Source organism: Curtobacterium sp. S6 (assembly GCF_000710345.2).
GTDB lineage: Bacteria > Actinomycetota > Actinomycetes > Actinomycetales > Micrococcaceae > Rothia.
Genome location: NZ_JHEL01000015.1, coordinates 535,773 through 561,936 on the forward strand (window position 1 = coordinate 535,773; position 26,164 = coordinate 561,936).

21 protein-coding genes and 1 pseudogene are annotated in these 26,164 nt (G+C 66.4%); 5 read left to right on the forward strand and 17 right to left on the reverse strand.

Annotated features, from left to right (window positions below; translation table 11 throughout):
• Nucleotides 1-14 precede the first annotated feature (14 nt).
• The 15 genes from CURSPS6_RS04660 to ftsY all read right to left on the reverse strand — a co-directional run bounded on the left by CURSPS6_RS04660 (nucleotide 15) and on the right by ftsY (nucleotide 13,622).
• Nucleotides 15-782, reverse strand: coding sequence for a ribonuclease HII (locus CURSPS6_RS04660; protein ID WP_035810192.1), 768 nt, complete (start codon nucleotides 780-782; stop codon nucleotides 15-17).
• Nucleotides 782-1,573 carry a signal peptidase I gene (gene lepB / locus CURSPS6_RS04665; RefSeq protein WP_035810194.1) on the reverse strand — a complete coding sequence of 264 codons (792 nt, stop codon included), beginning with the start codon at nucleotides 1,571-1,573 and terminating at the stop codon, nucleotides 782-784. The genes CURSPS6_RS04660 and lepB (CURSPS6_RS04665) overlap by 1 nt, the downstream gene beginning before the upstream one ends.
• Before the next feature lie 59 nt (nucleotides 1,574-1,632).
• Entirely contained in the window at nucleotides 1,633-2,289 is a 657-nt protein-coding gene (lepB, locus tag CURSPS6_RS04670; protein WP_051687635.1) for a signal peptidase I, read from the reverse strand.
• Between the two features lie 14 nt (nucleotides 2,290-2,303).
• The gene (gene rplS, locus CURSPS6_RS04675; protein WP_030014487.1) at nucleotides 2,304-2,654 is read right to left on the reverse strand and encodes a 50S ribosomal protein L19; all 351 of its coding nucleotides are present in this window, start codon (nucleotides 2,652-2,654) and stop codon (nucleotides 2,304-2,306) included.
• Nucleotides 2,655-2,894: 240 nt separating this feature from the next.
• On the reverse strand, nucleotides 2,895-3,683 hold the full coding sequence (gene trmD / locus CURSPS6_RS04680) for a tRNA (guanosine(37)-N1)-methyltransferase TrmD (RefSeq protein ID WP_051687636.1): 789 nt from the start codon (nucleotides 3,681-3,683) through the stop codon (nucleotides 2,895-2,897).
• Nucleotides 3,680-4,246, reverse strand: coding sequence for a ribosome maturation factor RimM (gene rimM / locus CURSPS6_RS04685; RefSeq protein WP_030014490.1), 567 nt, complete (start codon nucleotides 4,244-4,246; stop codon nucleotides 3,680-3,682). Before rimM ends, trmD begins: the two co-directional genes overlap by 4 nt.
• 121 nt (nucleotides 4,247-4,367) lie before the next feature.
• Nucleotides 4,368-4,613 (reverse strand): RNA-binding protein, encoded by a 246-nt coding sequence (locus CURSPS6_RS04690; protein WP_030014491.1) that lies wholly within the window; start codon nucleotides 4,611-4,613, stop codon nucleotides 4,368-4,370.
• 2 nt (nucleotides 4,614-4,615) lie between these two features.
• Nucleotides 4,616-5,044: a 30S ribosomal protein S16 gene (gene rpsP / locus CURSPS6_RS04695; RefSeq protein ID WP_030014493.1), complete on the reverse strand. Its 429-nt coding sequence runs from the start codon at nucleotides 5,042-5,044 to the stop codon at nucleotides 4,616-4,618.
• Between the two features lie 193 nt (nucleotides 5,045-5,237).
• Nucleotides 5,238-5,960 carry a response regulator gene (locus tag CURSPS6_RS04700; RefSeq protein WP_030014494.1) on the reverse strand — a complete coding sequence of 241 codons (723 nt, stop codon included), beginning with the start codon at nucleotides 5,958-5,960 and terminating at the stop codon, nucleotides 5,238-5,240.
• The gene (locus tag CURSPS6_RS04705) at nucleotides 5,957-7,408 is read right to left on the reverse strand and encodes a sensor histidine kinase (protein ID WP_152978056.1); all 1,452 of its coding nucleotides are present in this window, start codon (nucleotides 7,406-7,408) and stop codon (nucleotides 5,957-5,959) included. Before CURSPS6_RS04705 ends, CURSPS6_RS04700 begins: the two co-directional genes overlap by 4 nt.
• Nucleotides 7,384-8,484, reverse strand: coding sequence for a hypothetical protein (locus CURSPS6_RS04710; RefSeq protein ID WP_030014497.1), 1,101 nt, complete (start codon nucleotides 8,482-8,484; stop codon nucleotides 7,384-7,386). The genes CURSPS6_RS04705 and CURSPS6_RS04710 overlap by 25 nt, the downstream gene beginning before the upstream one ends.
• A gap of 96 nt (nucleotides 8,485-8,580) precedes the next feature.
• Nucleotides 8,581-9,066 (reverse strand): NUDIX domain-containing protein, encoded by a 486-nt coding sequence (locus tag CURSPS6_RS04715; protein WP_030014498.1) that lies wholly within the window; start codon nucleotides 9,064-9,066, stop codon nucleotides 8,581-8,583.
• Between the two features lie 10 nt (nucleotides 9,067-9,076).
• Complete coding sequence (gene ffh, locus CURSPS6_RS04720) at nucleotides 9,077-10,654, reverse strand: signal recognition particle protein (RefSeq protein WP_030014499.1); 1,578 nt, start codon at nucleotides 10,652-10,654, stop codon at nucleotides 9,077-9,079.
• Nucleotides 10,655-10,905: 251 nt separating this feature from the next.
• Complete coding sequence (locus CURSPS6_RS04725) at nucleotides 10,906-12,261, reverse strand: ammonium transporter (RefSeq protein ID WP_268750747.1); 1,356 nt, start codon at nucleotides 12,259-12,261, stop codon at nucleotides 10,906-10,908.
• A 257-nt stretch (nucleotides 12,262-12,518) separates the two neighbouring features.
• Nucleotides 12,519-13,622 carry a signal recognition particle-docking protein FtsY gene (ftsY, locus tag CURSPS6_RS04730; protein WP_030014503.1) on the reverse strand — a complete coding sequence of 368 codons (1,104 nt, stop codon included), beginning with the start codon at nucleotides 13,620-13,622 and terminating at the stop codon, nucleotides 12,519-12,521.
• Nucleotides 13,623-13,802: 180 nt separating this feature from the next.
• On the opposite strand from ftsY, the gene CURSPS6_RS04735 reads away from it, so the two are divergent.
• A complete protein-coding gene (locus CURSPS6_RS04735; RefSeq protein WP_152978057.1) occupies nucleotides 13,803-14,999 on the forward strand; it encodes an MFS transporter in 1,197 nt (398 codons plus the stop codon).
• Nucleotides 15,000-15,053: 54 nt separating this feature from the next.
• Here the strand turns inward: CURSPS6_RS04735 and smc are convergent, their stop codons facing one another.
• Nucleotides 15,054-18,662 carry a chromosome segregation protein SMC gene (gene smc, locus CURSPS6_RS04740; RefSeq protein ID WP_030014506.1) on the reverse strand — a complete coding sequence of 1,203 codons (3,609 nt, stop codon included), beginning with the start codon at nucleotides 18,660-18,662 and terminating at the stop codon, nucleotides 15,054-15,056.
• A gap of 237 nt (nucleotides 18,663-18,899) precedes the next feature.
• Between smc and CURSPS6_RS04745 the strand changes: the two genes are divergently transcribed.
• The 4 genes from CURSPS6_RS04745 to CURSPS6_RS04760 all read left to right on the forward strand — a co-directional run bounded on the left by CURSPS6_RS04745 (nucleotide 18,900) and on the right by CURSPS6_RS04760 (nucleotide 25,839).
• Nucleotides 18,900-19,931, forward strand: a complete 1,032-nt coding sequence (locus CURSPS6_RS04745; RefSeq protein WP_030014507.1) for a 3-oxoacyl-ACP synthase III — start codon at nucleotides 18,900-18,902, stop codon at nucleotides 19,929-19,931.
• A 39-nt stretch (nucleotides 19,932-19,970) separates the two neighbouring features.
• Nucleotides 19,971-22,769, forward strand: a complete 2,799-nt coding sequence (locus CURSPS6_RS04750; protein ID WP_235503672.1) for an alpha/beta fold hydrolase — start codon at nucleotides 19,971-19,973, stop codon at nucleotides 22,767-22,769.
• Complete coding sequence (locus CURSPS6_RS04755; protein ID WP_082470082.1) at nucleotides 22,766-23,890, forward strand: NAD-dependent epimerase/dehydratase family protein; 1,125 nt, start codon at nucleotides 22,766-22,768, stop codon at nucleotides 23,888-23,890. Before CURSPS6_RS04750 ends, CURSPS6_RS04755 begins: the two co-directional genes overlap by 4 nt.
• A 176-nt stretch (nucleotides 23,891-24,066) precedes the next feature.
• Nucleotides 24,067-25,839: a Fic family protein gene (locus CURSPS6_RS04760; protein ID WP_082470083.1), complete on the forward strand. Its 1,773-nt coding sequence runs from the start codon at nucleotides 24,067-24,069 to the stop codon at nucleotides 25,837-25,839.
• A 151-nt stretch (nucleotides 25,840-25,990) separates the two neighbouring features.
• On the opposite strand, the pseudogene CURSPS6_RS12775 reads toward CURSPS6_RS04760, so the two are convergent.
• A pseudogene (locus tag CURSPS6_RS12775) lies at nucleotides 25,991-26,161 on the reverse strand (DNA-formamidopyrimidine glycosylase); the annotation flags it as partial.
• Nucleotides 26,162-26,164: the final 3 nt, after the last annotated feature.

Here is a 26,164-nt window from a genome sequence, read left to right on the forward strand (position 1 = left end):
GCGAAGCCCATCTCTCAGGACGCCCGATGCCTCCGCGCCCTGGCCACCTGGTCTTCCGTGGCCCCTAAAGACCACGACAGCCTGTGCTCGGGGCAAGGACCCCATCTTTCGATACCGAGCCGATGGATCTCGGCCCCGTAGCCCTTATTGCGCTCCCACCCGTATGCCGGATGCGTCTCGGCCCAGGAAATCATGAGGTCGTCACGCTCGACCTTCGCGACCACGCTCGCCGCGGAGATTGTGGCGCATCGGAAGTCGCCCTTGATCTCGGTGCGAACCGGCAGATCCCACAAGGGGCCCCCAGCGCGATAGTCCCGGAGGATATCCGGTTCCATCTCGGCAAAGAGGTCCCTGGTGCGGGTCAGCCAGTCGTCGCGGCCATCGAGGAGAACCGCGGAGGCGAGCATCGTCCGTTCCCCGACGCGGGCCGACAGCGCGTCAAGCGCCCGCATGCCCGCCAGGCGCAGGGCCTGGGTGATCCCGAGCTCGTCGATCTCCCGCGGGGACGCGCTACCGGTCGCGGCCGCGACCCAGCCGAGGATCTCGGAGACCATGCTCCGGCGTCGGGCGTCGCTGAGCGCTTTGCTGTCGGTGAGTCCGTCAACGGCCAGGACGATCTCCGGAGACGCCCACGTGGCACCCACCATCACCGGGCCGGCCAGGGCGCCGCGCCCGACCTCGTCCATGCCGATGACCCCGGCGTATCCCTGCGCAAAGAGCTCCTGCTCGACCGCAAGATCCGGCCCCGAGCGGCGATCCCGGGCGTCGTGCCGAAGGGTCACTATTCGCCGCTATCGCTCGACTTTGGGCCGGGGATGTCGGCAAAGACCCCGTCCGCGGAATCCAACCAGGTCCACCGGCTGATGGGCCAGGCCGTGACGAAGGCCCGACCCTCGATGTCGTCGCGCTTGACGAATTCCGTCCCTTGCTGGATGTGGTAGCGGGAGTCGGCGGAGGCATTGCGGTGGTCGCCCATCACGAAGTACTCGCCGTCGGGAACCGTCACATCGAAGGGAAAGTCCGAGGGCTTCGCGCCCGGGTACAGGTAGGAGGACTCGTCGAGGGCCTTGCCATTGACCTCGACCTTGCCGTCGGAGGAGCAACACGTCACGTGGTCGCCGCCCTTACCGATGACCCTCTTGATCAGGTAGTTCTGAGATGAATCCGGCAGGACACCCACAAAGGACAACGCGTCGCGCACGGGGTTCGACGAGGTGGGCGCCTGGCTCTCGGGGATCCAGTGCTGGCTGTCCTTGAAGACGACGATGTCGCCGCGGTCGGGATCCGACAAGTAGTTGCCGGCGACGTTGACGAAAATCCTGTCGTTGAGCTGAAGGGTATTCTCCATCGATCCCGACGGAATATAGAAGCCACGGATGATGAAGGTCTTGACGATGAACGCAATGATGAGCGCGTAGACAATGACCAGAAGAACTTCCTTGATCTTCGGCCACATGCCCTCGGGCTGTTCCTTCTTCTGACTCTTGGACGCCCGGCGACGGGCGGGCCGGGAATCGTCGACCGACGACCCGTTCAATGAATCGTCGGATGCGGCGTTCTGGTCAGATGCCATGGAGGTGTCCTTTGCTCACGTGCTCAAGTCTGAGCCAAGTCTACTTTCGTCGAGCGCGGTCAGCGTCGAATTCGGTGAATGGATTCGAAGGGCCACAACACGGCGACGGGGCGTCCGACGATTTTATCGGTTCTGATCAGTCCCCCGCCGGGCGCGCCGATCAGGGCACGGGAGTCCCGCGAATCCGATCGATGATCCCCCATGACCCACATGCGGCCTTCCGGAACCACGACGTCGAACGGGGTCTCGGAGGGCTTGTCGCCGGGCATCACGTAGGACTCGTCTAGCGGCTGGCCGTTGACCGTCACCTTGCCGTCGGTCCCGCAACACTGCACGTGGTCCCCGGCGACACCGATGACGCGCTTGACGTAGATGCCGTCTCGCTGGCTCATACCCGCCCACGAGCCCACTTCATCGACGAACCGCGTCAGGGGGTTCGCCCCGGAGTCATAGGGCCAGAGGGATCCGGACCCGTCGAAGACGACGACGTCACCCCGGTGAGGATCCCCCGCGCCGACCCTCCACACCGCGACCCGGTCCCCTTGTTCCAGGGTGGGCTCCATGGATCCGGAGGGAATGTAGAAGACATCCACGAGGAATCCACGGACCAGAACGATCACCAGGATGGCGATGGCCAGCGCCACCACGACCAAGCGCCGGTTCCCCAGGGGGAACCGGCGCTTGGCGGCGTGGGCCGATGAGTCGGCCGACATCATGATCGCGTCGAGCCTTACTTGGACTCGCGCTTCTCACGAATGCGGGCTGCCTTACCGTGGCGGTCACGCATGTAGTACAGCTTGGCGCGACGAACGTCACCGCGGGTCAGCACCTCGATCTTGTCGAAGATCGGGGAGTGCAGGGGGAACGTACGCTCGACACCGACGCCGAAGGAAACCTTGCGGACGGTGAAGGTCTCGCGCACGCCGGCGCCCTGACGGCCGACGACGTAGCCACGGAACACCTGGACACGGGAGCGGTTACCCTCGGTGATGTTGACGTGAACATCGAGGGTATCGCCGGGGCCGAACTCCGGGATGTCCGTGCGGAGGTTCTTCTGGTCAATGAAATCCAGAGTCTGCATGAGATATTTTCTCCTCAGTCAATGCCGCAGGCCACCAACTGATTGATACGACGGAGGCTTCCGCGCTCGTGGCGCGAATGCTTCCGAAGAGATGTTTCACCCCATCGCGATTGGCGATCGAGTGCCGTCTTCCGTCAGGTCGCTCTTCCCCCTGCGGCAGGGGCGTGCCCGGAGACGGCGCAATCCACCATTTTGCCACACGGGTCGCGGAAGATCCACGCTGACCGGGCTCGTTGTGGATTAGACCGTGTCGTCCTGCTCACGTTCCCGGGCCCATTCGTCGAGCAGGGTTCGATCGCGTCGGTCCAAGGCATCCTCCGGCAGGTCCTTGATGAGGTCGGGACGTCGGCGGGACGTGCGTTCCAGCTGCCAGTCGCGTCGCGCCCTGGCGATCGCCGCGTGGTTCCCGGAGAGAAGGACCTCGGGAACGGGGCGGTCTCGCCAGACGGAGGGCTTGGTGTACACGGGGTACTCCAGCAGTCCATCCGCGTGGGATTCCTCGATGAGAGACTCGGGATTCCCGATCACGCCGGGCAGGAGCCTGGCCGTGGCCTCGACCATGGCCATGACGGCGACCTCTCCCCCGTTCAGGACGTAGTCGCCGAGGCTCACGGGGCGAACACGGAAGCGGTCGGCGGCCCATTCGAGGACCCGCTCGTCAATCCCTTCGTACCGCCCACACGCGAAGACGATGTGCTCCTCGCGGGCGAAGTCCTCGGCCGTGCGTTGCGTGAAGACCTCGCCGGCCGGCGAGGGAACCACCAGAACGGGCCTCGCCTCGGGGTCCTCCGCCTCGGAGGGTTGGATGGCCTCCAGGGCTTGGGCCCAAGGCTCGGCCTTCATGACCATTCCGGCCCCGCCGCCATAGGGGGTGTCGTCCACCGTGCGGTGCCGATCCGTCGTGAACTCGCGGAGGTCACGAATCGTCAGCTCGAGCAGGCCTGCCCGACGCGCCTTTCCGATGAGGGAAAGCTCGAGCGGCTGGAGGTATTCGGGAAAGATGGACACGACGTCGTACCGGGGATTCATCGCGGCGAGCCGTCCTCCTCGTCGGAATTCAGGCTGAGCAGGCCCGGAGGCGGGCACAACACCACAAACCCCTGGTCGAGGTCGACGTCGGGAACGATGTCTTCGACGAACGGAACGAGGGCCTCGGTGCCGTCCTGCAGCGTGACCAGCAGCAGATCCTGCGTGGGCATCGTCTGGAGGCCCGCCACCACTCCCACCGGCTCGGTCAGTTCGGTCTGTTCGGGGGTGTCGACGACGTAGACGTCCAATCCTTCGAGCTCGTGTTCGTAATAGCCGTCGGTCTCGTCGTCTTCGACCTCGGTGTCCATGACCAGGCGATGGTCCCGCAACGACTCGGCGTCATTGCGGGTACGGACCTCGTCAAAGCCCAAAACCATGATGGATTTATTCCACCGCGCGCTCGAGACGGTCAGCGTCCCTCGGGGCGCGAGCGGATGCGCCGGCTCGACCGCGAAGGTCGCGCCCTTGACCAGACGAGATTCCGGGGTGTCGGTGTACAGCTGAACCGTGACCTCCCCCTTGATCCCGTGGGGTTTGCCGATACGGGCAACGTGCACCTTCACCGCGGTGGTCTCCTTCATTCGTGTGGCCGTGTGGCCACGGGGTACTCCCGGAAATATAACAGGCCCGCCTCCACCACAGGGGTGGACGCGGGCCCGTCGTCACGGCGTTGTGCCGTTCATGCTATGAGTGACGTCGATCGGTATCGACGACGTCCACCCGAACCTGTTCGCCGTCGGCCAGGGCGTTGATCACGGTACGAACCGACTTGGCGGTCCGTCCCCCTCGGCCGATAACCCGGCCGAGATCCTCCGGGTTGGTGCGGACCTCAAGGGTCTGCCCTCTCCGGCCGGAACGCGAACGAACTTCGACGTCCTCGGGGTGCTCAACGATCCCCTGCACGAGGTGCTTCAAGGCTTCGGACAACATGATTATTCGGCAGACTCTTCGGCGGTTTCGGCCGACTCTTCGGAAGCCTCGGTCTGCTCAGCCTTGGCATCACCCTTCTTGGTGATGGCCTCGGTGATGATGACCGAATCCTTCTGAGGAACCTGGAACTCGGGCTTGGGATCGACCGGCTTGACGGTCGATTCTGCGGCGCCCTCGCCCTTGAACTTGGCCCAGTCGCCGGTCAGCTTGAGCAATGCCAGAACCTGCTCGGTCGGCTGAGCGCCGACGGACAGCCAGTACTGGGCACGCTCCGAGTCGATCCGAACCAACGAGGGGTTTTCGGTCGGCTGGTAGATGCCGATCTCCTCGATGGCACGACCATCGCGCTTGGTGCGGGAATCGGCCACGACCACGCGGTAGCGAGGATCGCGGATTTTGCCCAGACGCTTCAAACGAATTTTAACAGCCACTTGTGTGGACTCTCCTGTATCTTTACAAGGTCGGATTCAGCCACACACACCCGTGGGGCGGGGTCGTCGATCTGAATCCTGCGGACCTAATGTCACACGGTGAGAGGGGCCGCGCGCATTGAGTACCCGACAAGTATGCCAGACCTGACGAGGCAAGACCAGCATGTTCTCGGCCCCGGCGTGGTCGAGTGCATCACGTCTCGTGGGGCCGTTCCAGACCGGCCAACCGCGTCCGCAACGCGAAGATCACCGCCTGGACCCGATCCCGGCTGCCGGTCTTGGCAAAGATGCGGGACACGTGCGTCTTGACCGTCGCCAGCCCCAGAAACAGTTCCTCGGCGATTTCGCCGTTGGATTTCCCCTTCGCCATGAGGACGAGGACGTCTTTCTCGCGGTCGGACAGCTCGGCCAGCGCCCTGGCATCGTCGGGCGAATCGCACCCGTTGAGTTCCGAGGCCCGGTTCTCGCCGTCCTGCCCCGGGGGCTCGGCGGGATCGACGATGCGACGAATCAGCGGAAGCGTCACCTCGGGGCTCAGCAGGGCGTGTCCGTCCGCGACCGCCTCGATCGCCGCGACCACCTCTTCCGCGCCGGCCGTCTTCAGCAGGAAGCCGCTGGCGCCCGCCTCCAGGGCCCCGAACAGGTAGTCGGACCGGTTGAACGTGGTCAACATGATGACTCGTCCGAGTCCCTCGGCGACGATGTGCCGGGTGGCCTCGAGCCCATCCATCCCCGGCATCTGGATGTCCATCAGCACGACGTCGGCCGGTTCGTGGCGCAACTGGTCCAGCGCGGATTGTCCGTTGGCGGCGGCGCCGATGATCTCGATGCCCGGTTCGACCGAGAGCACGAGGGAGAAGCCCGAGCGAACCAGCTTCTGGTCATCGACGAGAAAAACCTTCAAGGGTCGCGTCACGGTGAGTCCTCCCCGTCGAGTTCCGACATGATCGGCCAGGGGATCGTGAACGACGTCGTCCAGCCGGAGTGCTTTTCCCTGGGGCCATAACTGCAGTGACCGCCCAACGCGACGACCCGTTCCTCCACTCCGCGGAGGCCCACCCCGTTGCTCGAGACGAGCCGCGGGTCGGTGTCCAGCCGGGCCGGACCGGGATCGGTCACGCGGACCTCGAGCTCCTCGGCGGCGGACCGGGATACGATCTCCAGCTTGGCCTCCCGGGCCGTGGAATGCTTCAACACGTTATTCAACGCTTCCTGGATCATCAGGTACAGGGCCTGCCGGACATTGTCCAAGGGATGGTCCTCGACCTCGCCGTACGCCGTACCGCCTTCTCCGCTGACCCACACCCGGATCGTGAGGCCAAGGTCCTCGAAGCGGGCCACCAGGGCGGGGAGATCGCGGAATGCCTCGGGGCGCGTGGCCTCCGGTTCCCATCCTTCGTCTTCGGCGCGGAGGACGCCCAGGACCGTCTGCAGCTCGCCGATGCCTTCGCGGGTGCTGTCCTCCACCGCTCGCAGGGACTCGCGGACCAGGCTCGCGTGTTCTTCGTCCACCGCGATGCGCCCGTCCTGCACCGAACGTTCCAAGATCCTTCGCACACCCGCGGCCTGGAGACCAACGCCGGTGAAGTGATGCCCCACCGAATCGTGCAGGTCGCGAGCCAGCCGCAACCGCTCCTCGACGACCGCCTGGCGCGTCAGCATCTTCGCTTGGCTCTCGATCGTGCGAGCCTGCCCCGCCAGACGCGTGCGACGCAACGCGCCCTTCCAGGAACTCCTCCCGAAGGCGGCCGCGCCGCAGACGTAGGCGATATTGACCAGGGCCGAGAAGAGCCCGTAGGCCAGCAGCGGATCCAGCGGCCCTTGCGCACCGTGGAACTTCTCCTGTAGCTCGGACTCAACCGGAGACGAGAGGAACCAGGGCAGGGCAATCATGGCCAAGAACCCCGCGATGACCAGGCCGACGACGATCCACGTGCGCCGACGCGTCGGCGACCAGGCCACGGCGGTATAGATCGCCGAGAAATAGCAGGCCTGGAACACCCACGAGGTCGCGACCGGCGGGGAGAGGCTCGAGAGCACCAGAAAAAGAATCGTGGCGATCACCAGAGTCCACAGGGGGTATCGCCGACGTGCCAGCAGGCTCAGGGGCATCAACGCCGCGGAGGCGTAGTCGATGCCGGAATAGGTGCTCTCTCCCAGCGGACCACCGAAGGACTGCATCAGGCCGGTCAGCAACACGCTCAACACGCTGAGGGCCAGCGCCAGGAGGACGTCGGCGCGCTGGGAGGAAGCCTTCGGGCGCGGTCGCACCCAATGCGGCGCTTCCGCATCGTTGAGCCACCCGCCAAGGGCCGCCCACCGCGAGCCGCGCCCCACGCCTACCGCTTTCGACGCAGCAGCCACGCGCCGATGCCGGCACCCGCCGCGGCCGCCATGACCCAGCCGCTTCGGCGGGCCGCCGCCCCCATCTGCTGGGCGGCCTCGAGGGCTTCACGCCCCTGGTCGGCGGTCATGGCCTGCCCCTGAGGCTCGATGCGCTCGTATCCCGGTTGGTCAGACATCGCCTTGCGTCCATCGATGATCTTGGCCGGCATGTCGCTCAGGCCCAGTAGTTGCAGCACGGATTCGGGGGCGAACCGTCCGTGGTCGTCCGCGGCATATTGGGCCAGGCGACGGGCGCCGACGTCGTCCAGCCCGAACGCTTCCGTGAGATTTTCGACCGCTTGGGAACGGGCCGCGTCACGGACGTCGATCTCCTCCTGGCCGGCGATCTCGGACTGGAGGGCACCGGCGGGCGAGTCGCTCGGATAGGTCACGACGGCTCCGCGCACCGGGCCCCAGGACAGGGTCAGGGGATCCCCGACCGTGGGGCAGAACGTGGCGGCGCGGTGCTCGCCGTCCGTGTCGAGGACGACGGCGCGGTGGGGCAGCTCATCGACCAGGGCCAAAAGGTCTTCGTAATGCTCGGAGGTCACGATGACCCACCGGTCTCCCGCCGAGGCCAGATCCATCCAGCCTTCCGGACCCGCGTGGGCCACGGCGCGCTGCACCTGGCGAGACGAGGCCTCGAACATCCCGACGGCGCTGGGATTGCCCGAGATGCCGTCGCCGGTCTGCCACGAGGCGTATTCGAGGCCGGGAAAGGCCAGTATGGTCTCCATGAACTCGCCGAGCTCTCCCCCGAGGCTGAGACCACCGTCTTCATCCGCCCGCGCCACGTGCGTGACCTCGTTGCGGATGTGCACGGGGACCATGAGCCGCAGGTTGTGCTCGCCCATCGTGTACAGGGCCGGAACCGCCTGCTCCCGGATGAGTTTCAGGATGCGCTCGCGTTCGGCGTCGACCCCGGCGCCGGTCACGACGACCCCGCCATCGGTGGTCTCGCTGAGTTGACGATGCAGATCCAGGCGAACGGGGACCCACTGCCAGGAAATGCCTCCCGGCTCCGGCGCCTTGTCGGCAGGACGCTGTGACGTCATGATTCTCCCCTTCCCTGTTCGGCGGTCTCTATGATCCTCACGGTACCCGCGCTCGCCCGTGACGGGCGTGCGCACCCGGCGCTCAGTTTCTGCGAATCAGCCGTGAGAGCTGAGTTCGATGACCCGATCCGACCCGCGAACCTCGTGCGCCTGACGCAGGCGTGCCGAGAATCCCGGGCTCAGGAATCCGTCCACGTCCGCGAACGGGACGAATCGGTATTCGGTCAGTTCCTCTTCTTGAAGCACGATCGGAGCCTCCGAGGAGATCGTTCCGCCGTCGTAGATGAAATACGCGGAGTCTCCCCAGCCGCCCATATTCAGGCCGTGGAAGACCAGCAACATGCGCCCCCGGGGCAGGTCCAGGCCGACTTCCTCGAGGACCTCGCGGAAACACCCTTCCTGGGGCGCCTCGCCGGCCTCGACGGTGCCACCGGGAAGGGACCAGCCGTCCTTGTAATTGGGCTTGACGATGAGCAGGCGGTCGGATTCGTCGGTGATCAGCGCGCCCGCGGCGAGGCGGCGTCGCGGGAGGGACTCGACGAATGCCTTGAAGTCCTCTTCGGAGAGGTAAGTATCAACCATACTGACAGGTCTACTTGTCCCCGAGGAATTTCTCAAAGCCCTTCGGCAGGTTCATCGAATCCATATCGAAGTCTTGGCTCTTTCCAAAGCTCGAGCCGTTCTTCTGGGCCGGCTTCTGCGTCTGGCCCTTGAGCTCCGCCTCGCGCTTGGCGGGGTTGCCCGAACGGCCCTTCTTGCCGCCCTTGGCCTTGACGTTCTTGCGGTTCTTTTTGGCGCCGCCGGCCCCGCCCATGCCGGGCATTCCACCGGGCATACCCGGAACTCCCTGGCCGGAGGCCATGCGCTTCATCATCTTCTGGGCTTGTGCGAAGCGCTCCATCAGCTGATTCACCTCGGATACCGTGACGCCGGAGCCCCGCGCGATGCGTGCCCTGCGGGAACCGTTGATGATCTTCGGGGCGACCCTCTCGTGCGGGGTCATCGAGCGGACGATCGCCTCGATCCGGTCGATCTCTTTGTCGTCGAAGTTCTCCAGCTGCTGGCGCATCTGCGCGGCGCCCGGCATCATCATGAGCATCTTCTTCATCGAGCCCATTTTGCGGATCTGCTGCATCTGGGCGAGGAAGTCCTCGAAGGTGAAGTCCTCACGATCCTGGAACTTCTTGGCCATGCGATCGGCTTCGGCCTTGTCCCAGCTGGCTTCCGCCTGCTCGATGAGGGTCAGGACGTCGCCCATGTCCAGGATTCGGCTGGCCATGCGGTCCGGGTGGAACTGTTCGATGTCGGTGACGTTCTCACCGGTCGAGGCGAACATGATCGGTTTGCCGGTCACGGAGGCCACCGACAGCGCGGCACCGCCGCGGGCGTCACCGTCGAGTTTCGACAGCACGACGCCGGTGAAGTCGACGCCCTCGTTGAAGGCCAGAGCCGTGTTGACGGCATCCTGGCCGATCATGGCGTCGATGACGAACAGGACTTCGTCGGGAACGATCGCGTCGCGGATGTCCCGCGCCTGCTTCATGAGTTCCTGGTCAACGCCCAGACGGCCCGCGGTGTCGACGATCACGACGTCGTGGAGCTTGGCTCGGGCGGTCGTGACGCCGTCCCGGGCGACCTGCACGGGGTCGCCGGTGGGGTCGTCGAATTCGCTCGTGGTGCCCGGGTGCGGCGCGTAGACCGGCACGCCGGCACGCTCACCGACCACCTGGAGCTGCGTCACGGCGTTGGGGCGCTGAAGGTCGGAGGCGACCAGCAACGGCTTATGGCCCTGGCCCGCGAGCCACCGGCCGAGCTTGCCCGCGAAGGTGGTCTTACCCGAACCCTGCAGACCGGCCAGCATGATGATCGTGGGGCCGGTCTTGGCCATGTTGATGCGGCGGGTCTCGCCGCCGAGGATTCCCTGAAGCTCTTCGTTGACGATCTTGACGACCTGCTGGGCCGGGTTCAGGGCCTCGGAGACCTCGCTCCCGGTGGCGCGTTCCTTGATCGAGGCGGTGAAGGCACGGACGACCGGCACGGCGACGTCGGCGTCCAGCAAGGCACGACGAATCTCGCGAACGGTCGCGTCAACGTCTGCCTCCGAGAGCCGGCCCTTGCCGCGGAGGTTCTTGAAGGTCGAAGCTAGACGGTCGGAGAGGGAATTGAACACGTGACGTGGTCTACTTTCAGTGCAGAGGTCTCCGGGCGCGACGAAGATTTTCGCCGGTCGCCGCGGGTGGTCGGTCGGCTTACAAGACTAGCACCGGCCGTCGCGGCACCCGGCATTTTTTCCACGCCGCGAACGGGTAGCCGCGTCACGGTCCGCCGGAGGATCAGAGCTTGGCTCGCAGATTCCCCGGACAGACACGAATGCGGCTACCCGTTCGCGACGATCTCACCGCGCCGCCGGCCGGGATTTCCTCACCCGACCGGTTCGCGATCCGCGGGTCGAGTCGCCGGACCGGCCACGCCGGAAAGCTCGCTCCTGCCCGCCGAGTTCGGCCCCGCGGCCTCCGGAGCCGTCTCCGATTCGTGGGTCTCCGCCATGCCTGCCAGGAAGGCGTAGGCCGATTCCTGGTGAGCCGATACGTCGATGCCCATGAGCTCCTCGCGGTCGCTGATGCGGAAGCCCATCACCTTTTTGAGGACCCAGGCCAGCACGAAGGTCATGATCGCCGTGTAGGCCATGGTCAGCACCGTCGCGACGGTTTGGGCCAGCAGCTGGTGAAAGCCTCCGCCGTAGAAGAGGCCGGCCTGCCCGGTCTCCGGCGTCGCGATGAATCCCAGGGCGACCGTGCCGATGATGCCCGCGACGAGGTGCACGCCGACGACGTCGAGGGAATCGTCGTAGCCCCACCGGTATTTCAGGCCGACCGCGAGCGCGCACGCGGCTCCCGAGACGAAGCCGAGGACGATCGCCCAGCCCGGGTCCACGTTGGCGCAGGCCGGTGTGATGGCCACGAGTCCCGCCACGATTCCGGAGGCGGCGCCGAGGGTGGTCGGGTGCTTGTCACGGAGGCGCTCGGTCAGGAGCCATCCGAGCATCGCGGCCGCCGGGCAGACGAGGGTGTTGACCCAGATGCGACCGGCTTGTGCGGCGTCGGTCGCGGCACCGGCGTTGAATCCGAACCAGCCGAACCAGAGGATCGCTGCGCCGAGCATGACGAACGGGAGGTTATGCGGGCGTTGCTGCGGGTCGGTTCCGAATCCCTTACGGACGCCGAGCATCAGGCACAGGACGAGCCCGGCGACGCCGGCGTTGATGTGGACCACGAGTCCGCCGGCGAAGTCGATGGCCTCCCCCAGCACCGAGCCGATGACCCCGTGTTCGGTGAAGACGCCGCCGTCGGCCCACACCATGAAGGCCAGGGGCGCGTAGACGAGGGTGATCCAGAGGGGCACGAAGGCGCACCACGTGCCGAATTTGGTGCGGTCGGCGATGGATCCGGAGATCAGCGAGACCGTGATGATCGCGAAGGTTGCGGAGAAGCCGACCGACAGCAGGTCGCCCGTCTTCAGCGAGGAAACGAGGCCGAAGTCGCCGGCGGGGTTGCCGACGATGCCCGGGATCACCGACGGGGTGGTCGCCATGGAGCTGCCCCACAAGACCCACACCACGCCGACGAGGCCGATCGACACGAAGCTCATGAGGATCATGTTCAGGGCCGCGTGGACCCTCGTCATTCCCCCGTAGAAGAACGCCAGGCCGGGCGTCATGAACAGGACGAGTGATGCGGCGACGATGGTCCAGACGTCACCGGCGGTCAATTGATCCACGATCGTTTCCCTTTCCCGAGGGGTCGGCCCTGGCCGGCCCACAGTAGCTGTTGGGCTCAGTCTTGTCCTCGGGTGTTTCCGCGAGCAGCGGCCCAGGTTTCGGGGGTGTAACGGAGCCCGATCTTTCGTTACGGGCGTGTGTCGCCGCTGCGTCGTGGGCGCAAAGAGGCCCGGTCCCCGCCGTTGCGGAGAACCGGGCCTGTTTCTTTGCGGCGGGCGAAGGAACTTCGCGGTGCCGCCGGTTGCCGATCGTGGGGCTAGTCGATGATGGCGTCGACGAATCCTTCGGGGTCGAAGGGGGCCAGGTCATCGGGGCCCTCGCCGAGTCCGACCAGTTTGACGGGCACGCCGAGCTCGTTCTGGATGGCCACCACGATGCCGCCCTTGGCGGTCCCGTCGAGTTTGGTCAGGACGATGCCGGTGATGTTGACGACCTCCGCAAAGACCTTCGCCTGGACCATGCCGTTCTGGCCCGTGGTCGCGTCGATGACCAGCAGGACCTCGGTTACCGGGGATACCTTTTCGACCACGCGCTTGACCTTGCCGAGCTGGTCCATGAGGCCGGCCTTATTTTGCAAACGGCCCGCGGTGTCGATCATGAGGGTGTCGACGCCGTCCTTCTTGGCCTTGTCGGCGGCCTCGTAGGCGACCGACGCGGGGTCGGCCCCTTCTTTCTCGGAGCGGACGGTTTCGACGCCCACGCGGTTGCCCCAGGTTTGCAGTTGGTCGGCCGCCGCGGCGCGGAACGTGTCGGCGGCACCGAGGAGGAGGCTCTTGTCTTCGGCGACCATGACTCGGGCCAGTTTGCCGACGGTCGTCGTCTTGCCGACGCCGTTGACGCCGACGACCAGGACGACCCCGGGGTTGTCGGCTTCGCCCTCGAGACCAAGCTGTCGATCCATCGTGGGGTCGACGATCGTGAGCAATTCTTCCCGGAGCATGGTCTTGACCCGGGCCGGGTCGTCGGTGCCTTCGACCTTGACGCGGGTTTGCAGAGCCTCGACGAGGCGCTGGGACGGTTCGGAACCGAGGTCCGCCATGAGCAGCGTCTCTTCGATCTGGTCCCACACGTCTTGGTCGATCTTTTCGCTCGAGAGCAGGGCCAGCAGGCCCTTTCCGAGCATCGAATTGGACTTGGCCAGGCGGGCGCGGAGGCGTTGGAGGCGACCAGCGACAGGAGCTGGCCGATCGTAGGCGGGTTTGGTCGGCGCCGAGGTGGCTGCCTCTGTGTCGTCTTCGTCCCGGGTTTCCGGGTAGCCTCCCTTGGGCGCCTTCGGGCCCTTGAGGAAGACGAAGGCGAGGCCTCCGAGGACCACGACGCCGGCAAGGATGTACAGGATCAAGATGAGGGTGTCGTTCACGCTTCCAGCTTGCCACACGGTGGGTGCTCCCGACACCGATCCGCGCTGCGCGGTCTATCGCCGCTATCGGCTCTCGCGGGTAGGGTTCGATGAGTGAATTCTGAGAATCCCCCGAAGGCTGGGACGGCGGGTCGCCGGGAGCCCCCTGAGACGAGCGGCCGGTCGAACGGACGGGTACGCGTGCCGACCGATCTTCGGGTTTTGGTCGTCGCCGCGTTTGTGATCGCGGCCGGGTACGGCGTGGTCGCCCCGGTATTGCCGCAATTCGCCACGTCCTTCGGCGTGGGGGCCACGGCGGCCGGCGCGGTGATGTCCGCGTTCGCGCTGATGCGCGTGGCCTGGGCCCCGGTCGCCGGCCCCATCATGTCGCGCGTGGGCGAACGTCGGACCTACCTGATCGGGTTGGCGGTGGTCGCGCTGTCCTCGGCCGCGACGGCGTTCGCACCGTCCTACGCGCTGCTGGTGGTGCTGCGGGGATTGGGCGGCATCGGTTCGGTCATGTTCACCGTCTCGGCGATGGGGCTGATCGCCAGGCTCGCTCCCCCGACCATCCGGGCGAAGGTCTCCGGGTACTACGCGACGTCGTTCATGCTGGGCAGCATCATGGGACCGGTGATCGGGAGCCTGACCGCGGCCTGGGGGATGCGAGCGCCCTTCGTGATCTACGCGCTGGCCCTGATGTTCGCGATCGGTGTGGCCGCCTGGAAGCTTCGGCCGGTCGAGGCGCGCACCGACACGGGCTCGGTTTTGTTGCCGATGACGTTCAGGCAGGCCTGGTCCGTGGGCAGTTACCGCTCGTTGCTGGTCGCGAGCTTCGCGCACGGCTGGGCGAATCTGGGCGCGCGCGTGGCGATCATTCCGCTGTTCGCCGCGTCGATCGCGGGGGCCGCCGGTGCCCCGAGCTCGGGCTTCGGTTCGGGCGCGAGCATCGCGGGCATCGCCTTGGGCATCTTCGCCGGCGGTTCCGCGCTCGCCCAGATCGTCTTGGGCGGGCTGTCGGACCGGTTCGGGCGGCGACCCTTCCTGGTGGTCGGCCTGCTTCTGGCGGCCGTGCTCACGGGCGTGGTCGGCGGGGCACAGCATCCGTGGTCCTTCTGGGCACTGTGTTTGGCCGCTGGCCTGAGCACGGGTTTGTATACGCCGTCGATGCAGGCCACGCTGACGGATATCGTCGGGTCCCGGCGTTCCGGCGGCAACGTGATGTCGGCGTATCAGGCCTTCGCCGACGTGGGGCAGATCATCGCCCCGATCGTTTTGGGAAGCGTGATCGACGGCTTCGGCTTTGGCCCGGCTTTTCTCATCTCGGGTGGCATGCTCGGCGTCGCGGGCCTGGTCATGTGGTTGACCCCGCGCTCCGCGTTCCGGCAGAGCGCCTGAGGCCTCGTTCCCGCGTCGCGGTGAGGCCCCGGAGAGGTCGACCCCCGGATCGGCTCAGCGGAGGTCGGCCAGTTTCTGCGAAATGACCTGCGTGATGCCGTCGCCGCGCATCGAGACCCCGTAGAGGGCGTCGGAGATCTCCATGGTCCGCTTTTGGTGGGTGATGATGATCAGCTGGGAGCTTTCCTGAAGTTCCTTGAGGATCTTGAGGAGCCGACCCAGGTTTCGGTCGTCCAGCGCGGCTTCGACCTCGTCCATCACGTAGAACGGCGAGGGGCGGGCCTTGAAGATCGCGACCAGCATCGCAATGGCGGTCAGCGATCGTTCGCCGCCCGAGAGCAACGAGAGACGTTTAACCTTCTTGCCCGCCGGTTTGGCGTGGACTTCGATGCCGGTCGTGAGCATGTCGTGGGGATCCGTGAGGACCAGCTTGCCTTCCCCGCCGGGAAAGAGCGTCGCGAAGACCCTCACAAATTGTTCCTGGGTGTCGTGGAAGGCCTGGGTGAAGACCTGGCGGACGTGCTCGTCGACGTCGCGGATGATCTCCTCGAGGTCTTCCCGGGAGGCCTTGAGGTCCTCGAGCTGTTGCACCAGGTAGGTGTGCCGTTCCTCCAGGGCGGCGAATTCCTCGAGGGCCAGCGGATTGACCTTGCCCAAGGCTTTGAGGTCTTTGCGTGCCCGCTGAAGCCTGCGCTCCTGGACCTCCCGGACGAAATGTTCCTCGCCCGTGGTCTCCCCGGCCTCGTCCAAAACCGGAATGGGCAGGTGGGGGCCGTAGTCGGCGATGAGGTGGTCCGTCGTGAGGCTCAGTTCCTCGAAGATGGCCTCCCGGAGGGATTCGAGCTTGGCCTCCCTCGTGGCCCGCTCCAACTCGCCCGAATGCGCCTTGGCCCGGTGCGCGTCCAAGGAATCCCGCTGGGTTTTCTCGTGTTCTCGGGCCTCGGCGAGCCGGGTCTCCAGCGCCGCGCGGCCGGTCTGGAGCCGCTCCCGTTCCGCCTCGGCGACGGCGAGCGAGTTTTCGAGGCGCTCGCAGACGGTGCCGATCATGGACAGGACCCGGCTGGTGGCAGCGTATTGGGCGCGACGTCGCTTTTCTTGCCGCTCGACCTCGGCGTGCGCGGCCTTCTCGGCGGCTACGGCACGTCGGGCGGAGTCCCTGCGCTGCCGGAATTGGTCGATCTGCCCCTGGATTCCGCGCACCGTGAGCAACGCCTCGGTTTCCCGGGATCGGGCGGCCGCCGCGGCCTCGGCGGCTTTCGTCCGCGCCTGGTCGGCCCGTTCGAGGGCCTCCCCGCCGTCTTCGTCCTGAAGTTCGAGCGCCGCGGAGACCGCGCCGACCGCGTGATCCAGCTTCTCGGCGAGTTCGGGTTCCCGCCCCACCAGGTCCTCGAGACGGGTGCGGGCCCCGTCGAGCTCTTCCTCGGTCGAGGTCACCAGGGTTCGCGCCTTGGCCAGGGCGGCCGCGTTCGCGCTGGAGAGCCGGCTGATCCGGGTGAATTCTTCCCGGGCGGTCCTGGCCGCGTCGCGGGTCCTGCGGTGGTCCTGGGCGGCCTTCTCGTGCTCGGCCTCGGCGAGGCTGTACCGTTCCCGCATCGTCTCGACGGCCTGTTCCGCGGCGTCGATCCTGGCACTGATTTCCAGGCCGGTGGCCCCCGCTGCGCTGCCGCCCCGGGCCTGCAGGCCCTGGAGGATCGTCCCGTCCTGGAGCACGATCGCCCAGTCCGGCGGGATGGGCCGCGTGGCCGACTCCTCGACGAGTCGGTCCCGAAGCGCGCACGCGATCTCCAGGGTGGGGGCGATCAGGCAGTGCCTCGCCAGATGCCGCACGTGGTCGGCGAGCTCTCCCCCGGTCACCGCGCGCGGGGCCCAGACCACGTCCCGATACGCCGTCTCGTCGAGTTCGCGGAGGAGGGCCTCCCAATCGCCTTGGTCCGTGAGCGAGGAGAACTGGGAACCGTGGTCGCCCAGGAGGAGGCTGACGACGCCGAGCTCTTTGTCCTGGGCGTGCGTCAAGATCCGTTGCAGGTGAGCCGGGTCCCCGACCGACAGCCCATCGGCCACGGGCCCCAGGCCCGCGGACAGGGCGGCGGCATAGCGGGGGTCCACGGTGAGCCGATCACGCACCCGGTGCGTGTGATCGCGGAATTCCGTGGCGATGGCCTCGGTCGCGTCGGCCGCCGGGAGCGATTCCTTGAGGGCCGCGACCCGGGCAGAGGCCGCGTCCATGTCCCGGCGGGACTCGTTGAGCTTGGCCGCGGACTCGTCGAGGGCCGCCTGGGTCGTCTCGGTCGCGGCGTGGGCCTCCTCCGAGGCCGTGGAGGCCGCGGCGGTGTCCTCGTCGGTCGGCCCCGAGCTGTCCGCCATCCGTTCGAGGTCGGCACGGTAGTCGTCCAGGCGTCGCTGGATGGCGGCCACCTCGTCTTCCTGCTCGCGGCGGCGGGCCTGAAGGGATTCGTGTTGGGATCGGGCGGTCGCCATGGCCCCGCGCAGGGACGCGATGTTTTCGCGACGTTCGGCGGACGCGGCGACCAGGTGCGCGTGGTGCGCCTCCGCGCTCCGAGCCTCTTCTTCCGCCTCGGAGCGGACGGTACCGGCCCTCTCGTGAGCCTCTTCGGCCTCGGCCAAGGACGCGACCGCTTCCTCGAGCTCCCGAGAGATCCCCTCGGCGTGTGCCGCCAGCTGTTCCGGGTCCCGCAGGTGCGCCCGGCCCACGGGGGTCGCCTGCGTGCGCTGACGTTCTTGCGCGAGCTGTCTCAACGATTCGTAGCGTTCCCGCAGCTGCGAGAGCGCGTACCAGGTGTCTCTGGCTCGCGAGACCCGCGGCGCCAGGCGCGCGGCGTCGGCCTCGAGGCGGGCGATGGCCTCGGTCGCGCGATCGTGCTCGCCTTCGAGGGTCCGGAGCCGTTCGGCGAGCCTTTCGAGCTCTTCGGCGTCGGTGTCCAATTCGGTGGAGGCCTGAACCCAGTCGTCCGCGTACAGGCGGGCCCTCGCGTCGCGGACGTCGTGTTGAATGCGTTGCGCCCGCCGCGCGACCTTGGCCTGACGCCCGAGCGGCGTGAGCTGGCGTCCGATCTCTCCGGTCAGGTCTTCCAACCGAGAGACGTTGGTTTCCATCGAGGCCAATTTCCGCAGAGTCTTCTCTTTGCGCCGCCGGTGCTTCAGCACCCCCGAGGCCTCTTCGATGAATCCGCGCCGCTCTTCGGGGGTCGCGTGGAGGATACGGTCCAGCTGCCCCTGACCGACGATCACGTGCATCTCCCGGCCCAGGCCGGAATCCGAGAGCAGCTCCTGGATGTCCAGCAACCGGCAGGAATTGCCGTTGATGGCGTATTCGGAACCGCCGGTCCGGAACAGCGTCCTCGAGATCGTGACTTCGGAGTATTCGATGGGCAGGGCGCCGTCGGTGTTGTCGATCGTCAGGGACACGTGGGCCCGCCCCAAGGCCGCGCGCCCGGAGGTCCCGGCGAAGATCACGTCTTCCATCTTGCCGCCGCGCAACGACTTGGCGCCTTGCTCGCCCATGACCCAGGACAGGGCGTCGACCACGTTGGATTTTCCGGAGCCGTTGGGCCCCACGACCGCGGTCACGCCGGGTTCGAACTCAAACGAGGTGGCCGAGGCGAAGGACTTGAATCCCTTGACGGTCAGCGTCTTCAGGTGCATGCCTCTCCCCTGTTTTCTGTGTCCCTGCGATGTCTCGGTCGCGTCCACGCGCAACCGACCGCCCACTCTATCGCGCGCGTCGGCGCCCCGCCCGGGGAAACGTGCCGGGCACGGTGTCATGTTTCGTGGCTGGTGAAATGGACGGTCGGGCGCGCCCCGGGTTGTAGAGTGGGCATTCGAGTGCCGAAGTCGTTACTCGCCACAACAACGCCCAATTCCGGATGAAGGCTCGATTCATTGATCCCTAACTCGTCTATCCACCACCGCAACTCTGCGCTTCTTTCAGTTACCAAGGTGGAGGCCGAAGAGGAGTTGCCCTCCTCGTACTTCGACGAGCAGCTCGCGGACACGTACAAGCGCCTCAAGATGCCCAAGGGACTGCTGGAACGCCTCGCCGGGATCTCCTCCCGCCGCGCGTGGTCGGCCGAGAGCTCCTTCGAACACGGCGCGGCCATGGCGGGGCGCGCGGCCTTGGAGGAAGCCGGCGTCAGCGCCGAGCAGATCGGCCTGATCATCAACACCTCGGTGACCAGGGACAATTTCGAGCCGGCCGTCGCCGTCGGCATCCACCACGAGATCGGGCTTCCCCGCCACGCGCTGAACTTCGATATGACCAACGCGTGCCTGGGCTTCGTCAATGGACTCACCGTCGCGTCCTCGATGATCGACGCCGGCGCGATCGACTACGCGCTGATCGTTTGCGGCGAGGATCCCACGCCCTGGCACGAGACCGCCCTGAAGATGCTCAACGATCCGGCGGCGACCCGCGACGACGTCCTGGCGCAATTCGCGACGCTGACCCTGGGTTGCGGCGCGGCCGCGGCCGTCGTCGGTCCCGCCGATCGCCATCCGGAAGGCCACAGGATCCTCGGCTCGATCTCGCGCGCGGGGACCGAGCACAAAGATCTCTGCGTCGGCGGCGAAGCCGGCCAGGGCATGAGCACCGACGCGACGGGCCTGCTCAAGTACGGCCTGGAGCTGGTGACCGACGCGTGGAACCGGGCCCACGAGGACGGCTGGGACTGGTCAGATATGGATGCCTACGTGACCCACCAGATCTCGACGTCGCACACCAACGCAATCATCGACGCGGTCGGCATCGACCGGGACCGGATTCCCGTGACCTTCCCCTACTGGGGCAATGTCGCGGCGGCGGCCCTCCCGATGACCCTTGCCCTCGAGGCGGAACGCCTCAAACCCGGCCAGCGTGTTCTCTGCATGGGCGTCGGCTCCGGCCTGAACACCGCCCTCATGGAAATCGCCTGGTAACCACCGCTTAGCGCAAAGAAGAGGTATTCATTGGTCGCCGTGAACCGGACAGCACGCCACACGCCGCAACCCGGGCCGATTCCGCTCAAGCGCTGGCCCGGCGTGGCCCGTGACCAAAGCCGCAGCCTCACGGTCCTTTCCACGGCCCCCGTCGACGCCGGGACCGAACGGACGTGGCACTTCCTCGACAACCTCGCCGAGCTGGAACGTTCCGGCCTCGAGCCCGTGGGAACCATCCTGTGCGTCCACGGCAATCCGACCTGGTCTTACCTGTGGCGAGACGTGGTCTCCGCGGGGGCGACCGCCGGAAGCCGACCCTGGCGGGTGGTCGCGATCGACCACCTCGACATGGGATATTCCGAACGCACCGGGACCGACCGGAGCCTCGAAGACCGCATCCACGACCTCGGCGATTTCACCCGCGCGCTCGGGCTCGACGAGAACGCCGGCCCCGAAGGCGTCGTCACGCTGAGCCACGACTGGGGAGGGCTCATTTCCCAGGGGTGGGGAGCCGAACATCCCGGTCTGCATCGGGGACGGATCTTCACCAACACGGCCCTGCACCACCCGCCCGAGGAGAAGATCCCGGGCGCCCTGCGGCTGGCCCTGCATCCGGCGATCCATCGCCGCGGCACCGAATCCACGACCACCTTCTTGGACGTCACGCTGTCCCTCCACCGGGGAGAGTGGGATCCGCAGGTCAAGGCGACCTTCCGCGAGCCTTACCGCACGGCGGCCGACCGCCACGGCATCGCGAATTTCGTCGCCGACATCCCCCTGGACCCCTCGCATCGCGCCCACCCGCACATGGAACGCATCGCGCGCGCCGTGGCGGAGGACGACCTCCCCTGCCTCGTCCTCTGGGGCCCGGCGGACCCGGTCTTTCAGCAGCGCTACCTGGACGACATCCTCGAGCGGAACCCTTCGGCCACGCTCCATCGCTTCGACGATTCGGGCCACCTCGTGGCCGAGGACCAGGACATCGCCCCGGTGATGTTCACCTGGCTCGACGAGGCCCTCCTGGGGCAGAAGCCCGTGATCGACCATCATCGGATCACCCGCGAAAAAGATCGTCGCTCCTCCCCCTTGGCGCTTCAATACCGCCCCATGACCACCGAACTCGATGAGCGCCGCGACGACGAATCGTTGGCGGTCGTCGACATGGGCCCGGCCCACAAATCGGCCAAGCCCACCTCGAACGGCAAGCACGCCTCCGCACCGCTCGCGACGATCCGTCGCCAACTGTCGTGGCGGGAGCTGGCCGAAAGCGTCGATCACACCGCCGAGGTGCTCAGGGACCTCGGCGTCCAGGCCGGAACCCGCGTGAACCTGTTGGTTCCGCCCGGGTCACGGCTCACGACGCTCATCTACGCGTGCCTTAAGATCGGCGCGGTGATCGTCATCGCCGACACCGGTCTCGGCATCCGTGGGCTCACCCGGGCGCTCAAGGGCGCCTCCCCGGAATTCCTGATCGGCATCCCCCAGGCGCTGCTGGCCGCCAAGACCGCCGGGTGGCCCGGGCGACGGGTCCTGGCCGGAACCGGGCATCCCAGCACGCTGAAATTCCTGGGGGCCGAGGCCGGCATCGAGTCCCACCAGGTCAGCCGCGCGCAGCCGTCGACGCCGTGGAACGCGCCCCAGCCGGATAACGTCGCGGCGATCCTCTACACCTCCGGATCGACCGGCCCGGCCAAGGGCGTGGCCTATACCCACCGCCAGCTCTCGGCCATGCGGGACGCGATCCAAAACACCTATAACCTGACGGCCGGCGCCGGGCTCGTGGCGGGTTTCGCGCCGTTCGCCCTTCTGGGCCCCGCCCTGGGCGCCACATCGGTCACCCCCGACATGGACGTGACCAAGCCGAAAACGCTGACCGCCCGTGCCCTCGCCCAGGCCGTCGAGGCGATTCGGGCGACCGTGGTCTTCGCGAGCCCCGCCGCGTTGATGAACGTCGTAGCCACCAAGGACGACCTCGGTGAGCGGGAGCGCGAGGCGATGAAGCGCGTGGGCCGTCTGCTTTCCGCGGGCGCGCCCATCACGATCCCTCTCCTGGAGGACGTTGCCACGATCTGCCCCAATGCGAAGCTCCACACCCCCTACGGGATGACCGAATGCTTGCCGGTCACGGACATCAACCTCGATCAGATCCGTGAAGCGGCCGCCGACTCCGACCCCGAGAACGGCGTGGACGGTGCCGGTACCGGAGTCTGCGTGGGCACCCCGGTCTATGGTGCGCGCGTCGCGGTGGTGCCCCTCGACGAGGATGGCCGCGCGACCGGCAATCCGACGTATACGCAGAACGTGACCGGCGAGATCATCGCCGCGGCCCCCCACTCAAAAGATCACTACGACCGGCTGTGGTGGACCGAACGGGCCTCCGACACGATCCCCGGGTGGCACCGCACGGGCGACGTCGGCCACTTCGACGCGAGCGGTCGGCTCTGGGTCGAAGGCCGGATGTCGCATCTCCTCTCGACGCCCACGGGCATTCTGACCCCGGTCGCCGGTGAAACCGCGGCGGAACGCATCACGGGCGTGCGCCGCGCCGCCGTGGTCGGCGTCGGCCCGTGGGGCGCCCAGGTTCCGGTGGTCGTCGTCGAGCGGGACAGCGCGGAGAATCCGAACGGGCGCGTGCGAATCAAGGATGGCCCGGCGCCTGCCGCCCTGGTGCGGGCGGTTCGTTCCGCGGTCGAGTCCGAGACCGGTGTCCGTGTGGCCGCGGTCCTCCAGGTGCGCGAACACCCGACCGATATCCGTCACAATTCCAAGATCGACCGTCCGCGCCTGGCCACTTGGGCCGCGTCGGTGCTGTCCGGTGGAAAGGTCTCCAAGCCATGAGCAAGCCCACCCCGTGGAAGGCCCCCAACCCGAGTACGCGTCGCGAGATCCTGGCGGATCATTCGCTGAGCAAGTCCAGGAACCGGACCGTCGTCGTCACGGGGGCTAGCGGCCTGCTCGGATCCCGGGTTGCCCTGCGGCTCATCGCCCGCGGCTATACCGTCCGGTGCTTCCAGCGCCGTGATGCGGTGGCCGTGCGCGAGTCGCTGCAAGAGGAAGGCAGCAGCCGCTTCGAGCAGCACCGCGGGTCCATCACGAATCCGGGACACGTGGCCCGGGCGCTGGAGGGCGCCGACGCCGTGATCCACCTCGCGGCCAAGGTGTCCGTGACCGGGCCGTGGGAAGAGTACGTCGAGACCAACGTGACGGGCACGCGTCTGCTCCTGGAGGGTGCACGGTCCGAGGGCATCCGCAGATTCGTGTACGTCTCCTCGCCCTCGGTCTCGCACGCGGGTTCCTCCTTCATGGGGCAGGCGAATGAGCCGGCCGACCCGAGCGCGGCGCGCGGAAACTACGCCCGCTCCAAGGCCTACGCCGAGCGCCTGGCGCTCGACTACGATGCCGAGGACTTCCTGGTCGGGGTGGTCCGCCCGCACCTGGTCTGGGGCCCGGGAGACACCCAACTGGTCGAGCGCATCATCGAACGGGCCCACCGCGGCGGGATCCCGCTGCTCGACGCCGGCGCCGCGCTCATCGACTCGACCTACGTGGACAACGCCGCCGAGGCCGTCGTCAGGGACTTCAAGCGCCTCAAGACCGTCCACGGCAAGCCGCTGGTCATCAGCAATGGCGAACCTCGAACGGTCGGCGAGCTCATGACCATGATGTGCGACGCCGCCGGGGTCCAGCCTCCCGAACGGCGGGTTCCGGCATCGTTGGCCAAGGTCGCCGGAAGCATCGTGGAGAAGATCTGGGAGAAGCGCCCGGGTTCGGATGAGCCTCCCATGACGAGGTTCCTGGCCGAACAGCTCTCGACGTCTCATTGGTTCGATCAGCGCGAGACCCGCCAGCTTCTCGGCTGGACGCCCGAGGTCAGCATCGACGAGGGCATGCGCCGGCTCCGGCGGTATTACCGGCCGCGCACCGGCGAGTACACCTCGTCGCTGAAGCCGCTGGTGTGAGGGCAGTCCCGTCGGGAGCCGGTCGATCCTCTCAACGAGGCGGCAGCGGAGGCGGGCGGCCTCTACGGAGGCACCGAGGCAGGAGCTAACTCGGAATGGTGGCGCCGTTATTCCGACTTATACTAGCTAAGTCGGAATAGCGGAGGACGTATTCCGAGTTAGCGGAGGATCCAACCATGGACGAGACATCAGCCGGGGCCGAGAACTCCCTCGCGGTCCCGATCGAAGCTCACGGCGAGCGGGTCGTGGAGTGGCGGCAATCCCAAAGAGGTGGAAGCCGTGAAGACCGGATGTTGCGTCACACGACCGTCAGCCTGCCACCAAAGATTGCTGACTTTTCACCCAAGATTCCCTCGTCCATAGCGATGAGGACCGATGCAGCGCTCACGGCGATCACGCAGCTGGATTCGTCTTATGGACACCATTTAGCGTCTCTATCGTCGTTGCTTTTGCGGGCCGAATCGGTGGCTTCTTCGAAGATAGAACATATCGAGGCATCCCTGGAGGACTTTGCAAAAGCCTCGCATGGTGAAAAGTCCAACGCCTCCGCAACTTCTATGGTCGCTTCGGCCAAGGCACTCAACAGCCTCATTACTTCGGTTGATGATGGCTGTCCGATCTCGCTTTCCAACATCCTGACCGCTCACCGAACCCTCATGGCCGATGACACATCGGAGGCGCGCTACGCCGGGCGACTACGGGATATGCAGAATTGGATTGGTGGTTCGGATTATTCGCCGCGCAACGCTATGTACGTGCCGCCTCCGCCGGTCACGGTGAAAGACTATCTCGACGACCTTCTGGAATTTGCGAATCGCGATGATGTGCCAGCCCTCGCTCAGGCCGCGGTCGCACACGCCCAGTTCGAATCTATCCATCCCTTCACCGACGGCAACGGCCGCATCGGAAGAGTACTCATCAACACGATCCTCCGGCGCCGAGGTGTCACGACCAAGGTCGTGGTACCGCTTGCCTCAGCTCTTGTAGCCAAGAAGGAAGCGTATTTCGACGTCCTCTCCGCATACCGGGAAGGCGATGCGGGTCCCATCATCCGAGCATTCGCCCAAGCCGCTCGGACCTCCGCGCGTGAGTCCGTGGCTTCGGCGCAACGCCTCGCCGAGCTACCGCAGCTGTGGATCGACATGTATCGCGGTGTTTCGGGCAAATCCCCGCGCGCCGGTAGCGCGGCCTCCGAGATCCTCGACGTTCTTCGGACGATGCCGTTCTTTACCAGAGAGGACGTCGAAGATGTCCTGGGTGGTGCAACATCGTCGATCTATAGTGCGATCGAGAAACTGGCTGAGGCGGGAATTTTGAGGGCCTTGACCGACCGCAAACGCCGGCAGATTTGGTGCGCGGGTGCTGTCATCGATGAGCTTGAGGATCTCGGGCACAGGATCGCGTCTCAGACTGTCACGGACCCCGATTGGCAAACGATCCACCGCCAGGTTATCGACGAAATTCAGCGCCAGACGCATGAACGTTGGACCAAGACAAACGGCATATTGGCCGAGGTTGCGCGCTCCGATGTCATGCGGAACGCGCTTTCTGGGCCCCCATTATCCGCCGAGGCTCAGGCTCGGATTTCAGAATCTCTGCGCCTTCCTGACGCGGTACGTGCCAATTTGGATAGTTTCTTGATATCGCAGAATCTCAGGAATATTCTCGCGCCTACCGCCGTGAGCGAGTCAACGCGTCAATATCGTGATCCCTCCGTAGATATCTCCGAGCCACTTCAAAAGCCCTTTTCCGACCTAGGAAGCCGCCTCACTCGCCAAACCCGTCTGCCAGAGGCCGTGGCTCAGATCCTTCGAGCATCCGATAGCCAGGAAAATCCACGTTCATCACGCGCGGAGGGAAACGGGGTCATGCACACAGATGATGGAGGTACCACGGCTGACCAGAATGACGAAGGAACCGCAGACAGTCGCTGTGACGAGCACGGATAGGCCTTCGATAACTGCCCCGTTGTCGTAGGTTTTGGCGAACATGATCCTGGGTCTTGTGCCTCGTATCTTTCGACCAGGTGAGCGGAGACTTGGGACTTCCTCACCCGCACGCCGCTCAGCGCAAGGAGACCAAGTAGCTGGTCGAGGCTACCTACCGGACCGCCGTAAACCCCTTCGGTGCGCGTTGACACCGCGGGCACCGGTAGGACGACCGGTTCATGAAAGGCTCCCGCACGATCACTCCGTCACGCCCCGCCGCCTCACATCGCTTGCACGGCTTCCCGGCCCGACCGTAGACGTTGAGCCCCCGCTCGAAGTACCCCAA